The sequence below is a fragment of the Microcystis sp. M109S1 genome (assembly GCF_020247025.1).
Lineage (GTDB): Bacteria > Cyanobacteriota > Cyanobacteriia > Cyanobacteriales > Microcystaceae > Microcystis.
In genome coordinates, this window is record NZ_JADBRW010000226.1 from 1 (window position 1) to 4591 (window position 4591).

Sequence of the window (4591 nt, forward strand, 5' to 3'; positions counted from 1 at the left end):
ATTTAAAAGTTCAGAAAAATATGCTAAAGAAGCAAGAATTTGCTCTTGAGTAACTCCATATTCCTCCATGACTTCTTCATAGCTCATTCCTCCTGCCAGGGAACCAATAACAATGGCGATCGGGATTCGGGTTCCTGTTAAGATTGGTTTACCATGTTGAATTTCGTTATCTATGGTAATAGCATTATTTAATAAGTTGGTTGTCATTAATTTTCTCCGTTTAAGTTTGATTAAGAATAAACTGATTTAATTTCCTAAAAACTTGACATAATCCCATCAATCACAGTTAATACGATGGATGTTGCTGTTGTCGCATCTTTTGTAAACTTTCCCGAATCTTAACAGTATTAGGATGATTCTCCCCTAAAGCTTGCTCGGCAATTGCTAATGCTTGTAAATAGAGGGGTTCAGCTTCTTCGTACTTTCCTTGAGAATTGTACAATTTTGCTAAACCATTGAGGGAAGATGATACATCGGGATGATTCTCCCCTAATAGTCGTTTTCTCAATTCTAAAGCTTGTAAATAGAGTGGTTCAGCTTCTGCGTACCTTCCTTGGGATTGGTAGAGTTTTGCTAAATTATTAAGATTTTCAGTGATATTGGGATAGTTATCGCCTTCAAAAATTTCTGGACAGTATTTTTTTTGATTTGCCAGAAATTCCTGTGAGGTAACTTCAGTAAAATCTTGGTGGATAATATTGCGAAATTCTTGAGGATCTAGCATGGTTAATTTTCTCCTTCTATTTAATTAACTCTTCATACTCATCATGAGAACCAATCCAAAACCAGTAATAATCTTCACCTTTTTTCAATGCTAAAGCTCTATAATTCTCAGTTATTCGGACTGACCAGACATTTTTCCCTACTTTCTTGAAATGTAATGATCGATGGAAAACATTACTAATCCAGAGACGATAGGCTTTTTTTGCCTGTTGCTTAATGTAGGGAGGTAAGTTGGCATAACATTGCCAAAAATCAGGAGTTGTTAAGGATTTCATCTAAAGGCTTAACTTGATTGTTACTGATATCATTGTTGACTTTTTGTAATAGTCGATCGAGTTTCCCTGATTCGAGATCGTTTTTTATCTGTTTGTCCCAACTATCATCAAGATAGTCTTGTAACCAAGCTGATAATTGATGGATTTCTTCGTCAGGCAACTGGAGAATCGCGGATTCAATATCTTTGAGTGTAGTCATGATTGTTTGGTTGATTGAAGGTGATTGTATTATTTTATATTGTTGTATTATCGGATGGGTTAATAACCCATCCTACGGGAGCGACTCTAAGTTTTCCCGAATCTTAACAGTATTAGGATGATTCTCCCCTAAAGCTTGCTCGGCAATTGCTAATGCTTGTAAAAAGAGGGGTTCTGCTTCTAAGTATCTGCCTTGGGATTTGTACAATCCTGCTAAATTGTTGAGGGAAAGTGCCACATCCGGATGATTGTCTCCTAAGAGTCGTTTTTTCAAATCTAATGCTTCTAGATAGAGAGGTTCTGCTTCTGGGTATCTGCCTTGGGAATCGTACAATAATGCTAAACCGTTGAGGGAAGATGATACATGGGGATGATTGTCACCTAATAGTCGTTTCCACAATTCTAAAACTTGTAAATAGAGGGGTTCTGCTTCTTCGTACCTTTCTTGAGAATAGTACAATTTTGCTAAACCATTGAGGGAAGATACTACATCGGGATGATTCTCCCCTAATAGTCGTTTTCTCAATTCTAAAGCTTGTAAATAGAGTGGTTCTGCTTCTTCGTACCTTCCTTGGGATTCGTACAAGAATGCTAAATGGTTGCGGGAAGTAGCTACAGAGGGATGATTTTCCCCTAATAGTCGTTTCCTCAATTCTAAAGCTTGTATTAAGAGGGGTTCAGCTTCTTCGTACTTTCCTTGGGAATGGTACAATCCTGCTAAATTGTTGAAGGAAGTAGCAATATCGGGATGATTCTCCCCTAATAGTCGTTTAAACAATTCTAAAGCTTGTAAATAGAGTGGTTCAGCATTATTGTACTTTCCTTGGGAATGGTACAATAATGCTAAATTGTTGAGGGAAGTAGCTACAGAGGAATGATTCTCCCCTAATAGTTGTTTCTTCAATTCTAAAGCTTGTAAATAGAGGGGTTCTGCTTCTTCGTACTTTCCTTGAAATTCGTACAATCCTGCTAAATTGTTAAGAAAAGTAGCTACAGAGGGATGATTCTCTCCCGATCTTCTCTGACTAAATTCTAAAGCTTGTAAATAGCGTGGTTCTGCTTCTTCGTGCCTTCCTTGGTGTTCGTACAATAATGCTAAATCGTTGAGGGAATATGCTACATCGGGATGCTCTTCTCCCAAGCGACGGCGAGTTACTTCTAAACGTTGCTTATCCCAAGGTTCAGCTAAATCGTAGAATCCTTGTCCAAAATAGAAATTCCCCAATCCTTTAAAGGGCGAGGTTAACTCCTCTTCCTCCAGCCATTGTTCTAACTCTGTCGCCGACTCCGCAATATGGGGAATAGATAAAGCAACAGCTTCTATTTGCTCCTTGGTGGGAGTATCAGGAATTGTCTTTGCCTCCTCAACCATACCCCGACAAAAGGAGCGTTTCAACTCATCCCCATCCTCTCGCAGTGCCAACTTAGCTTGAAAAAACTGTCGCACCAACGGATGAAACTGATAAACTTCTCCTTTTCCTGCTTGCAACAGATGAAGGTTGAGTAATTGCTTCTGTCTAATGACTTCCAACTCATCCTCATCTTGAGCAGACAAACACCTTTCTACCACCAAACGCCAAGGAATAGGAGCCAAAGCAAAGAGACTGAGGAAACAGCCTAAATCCCGCGCTGGCTGACTCAACGCCTCCCAACTCACATTAAAAGCTTCCTCTACCCCTCTTTGCGCCGTCATATCATCCGAACGCTCCTGCAAAGCTGGCAACTGTAAGCGTTTTTCTATCAATTTCTGCTGCATCTTCGCCAATTTCCAATTAGTAAACTCCTTAAGGAAACGCCCCACCAATTCCAAGCCTAAAGGCAAATACCCTAGCCACGCACATAGCCCCTTCCCTACCTCCAATTCAGCTTGCAGACGCGACTCACCAATCAGAGATTCCAGTAAAGCAAGGGCGGCTGATTCGCTTAAAACAGGTAAGCGCAACTGCTCAAACGATGCCGCCAGCCACTGTTGCCGAGTCGTAATCAACACCTTAAATCGTTGTTCTTGGGGAGGCAAATAATCTTCGATTTCCTCATACTTATGCACATCATCTAAAACTAACAGTACATTTCCCGGCGGTTGCCATCTTGACCAACAATAATCCAATTGCCCCCGCAAATTCAAATTTTCAGGGGGAAACAAGCCCAACTGCGACTTAGCAAATTCTAATAGTTGTACCCCTACTGTTCCCGCTTGCACCCCTATCCAGCAAATACCGCCCGGATACGTCGATTTTACGTTGTGATGTAGGGCATACTGGATTGCTAATTCTGTCTTACCCACTCCCGCCATTCCCGTAACGACAGCGGTGATCGCAATTCTTTCTTGCTGCTGTAACTGGTCGTGCAATTGTGTCATTTCTTCCTCACGCCCCACGAAATTAACTGCCCCAGTCCGCGCCCGATTCAGATTATTGGGTAATTCTGCTGGTTTCTCAGCTTGGGGAGTCTGAGGAAGTTGAATGATTTTATCGCCGAGCACCTTATCACCGATGATTTGGTCGCCCTGTACAACCCCAGCAACGCCAGAAACTGGTGCGTTGAAGTTTTGCTGAATCTTGGGTTCTTCTGTCATTGTCGGATGTCTCCTTTGCCAACATTAAGAATAGGATCGGTTCGTAACCCATCCTGATATTATTCTGCTGTTTTCCAACCTTCAATTAAAGCCATTGTTACATTGAGGTAAGGATTATCTAGAAATTCCTCAAGGGCAGCTTTTCCCCCTGATGTCACCGCGCCTAGCAATCGCTTTCTGACAGGAGTTGACACCGCCGCATTGATGTAAGCTTCCTTTTGTTTTTCTGTCGCAGTGGGATTTGTCTCTTCCAGTTGTTTAAGCAATCGCTGAATTTCTGCGGCAGCTTCTGCTAAATCTTGCTTCTGGGGAGAGGCGTAGATAATTTGGTCTCCAGCAACTTTTCCGGCTACTCCATAAACGGGTGCATTAAAGTTCTGTTGTACTTCTGGTGAATCAGGCATAGCTCATACTCTCACCGATTAAAAGGAGGGACAATTTCATCGCCAATCTCTTCAGATTTCTGTTCAGGATATCGTAACAAAAATGGCCCTCTTGGATTTGGTGGATAAAATGTATTCTAAGATAAATTTCTCCTAGCGAGGGGGTGGAAGGAACCACAAAGACACAGAGGACACAAAGATCGATCCTATGTAAGTTAAACTGATCACACAGAACCTAGAAGATTTCGAGAAAAAGCTAAACCTACCAAACCTGGGGCGTAAACTCCGCATCATTTAAAATTATTACATTTTCCCCTGACTGCACCAATACAAATAAACCCTGACGACAACCATAACTCGCCACCTCATTGGGAACAATCATCGCTGCCACCGCTCCCAAGGCCTTTACATCTCGAAAACGAGGCATTAACCGCTTA

6 protein-coding genes and 1 pseudogene are annotated in these 4591 nt (G+C 41.6%); all 7 read right to left on the minus strand.

Annotated elements, in window-relative coordinates; genetic code table 11:
* A partial coding sequence (locus IM322_RS11325) for a DUF433 domain-containing protein (protein WP_287674096.1) occupies window positions 1–207 on the minus strand: 207 nt, incomplete at its 3' end.
* A gap of 79 nt (window positions 208–286) precedes the next feature.
* Window positions 287–724 carry a tetratricopeptide repeat protein gene (locus IM322_RS11330; protein ID WP_287077662.1) on the minus strand — a complete coding sequence of 146 codons (438 nt, stop codon included), beginning with the start codon at window positions 722–724 and terminating at the stop codon, window positions 287–289.
* A gap of 16 nt (window positions 725–740) precedes the next feature.
* On the minus strand, window positions 741–998 hold the full coding sequence (locus tag IM322_RS11335; RefSeq protein ID WP_002737575.1) for a ParE family toxin-like protein: 258 nt from the start codon (window positions 996–998) through the stop codon (window positions 741–743).
* A complete protein-coding gene (locus IM322_RS11340) occupies window positions 976–1197 on the minus strand; it encodes a hypothetical protein (RefSeq protein ID WP_002736659.1) in 222 nt (73 codons plus the stop codon). Before IM322_RS11340 ends, IM322_RS11335 begins: the two co-directional genes overlap by 23 nt.
* A 72-nt stretch (window positions 1198–1269) precedes the next feature.
* Window positions 1270–3771: a tetratricopeptide repeat protein gene (locus IM322_RS11345; RefSeq protein WP_287674093.1), complete on the minus strand. Its 2502-nt coding sequence runs from the start codon at window positions 3769–3771 to the stop codon at window positions 1270–1272.
* Between the two features lie 59 nt (window positions 3772–3830).
* Window positions 3831–4175 carry a hypothetical protein gene (locus IM322_RS11350; protein ID WP_287674091.1) on the minus strand — a complete coding sequence of 115 codons (345 nt, stop codon included), beginning with the start codon at window positions 4173–4175 and terminating at the stop codon, window positions 3831–3833.
* Window positions 4176–4416: 241 nt separating this feature from the next.
* Window positions 4417–4591: pseudogene (locus IM322_RS11355) on the minus strand (DUF3782 domain-containing protein); the annotation flags it as partial.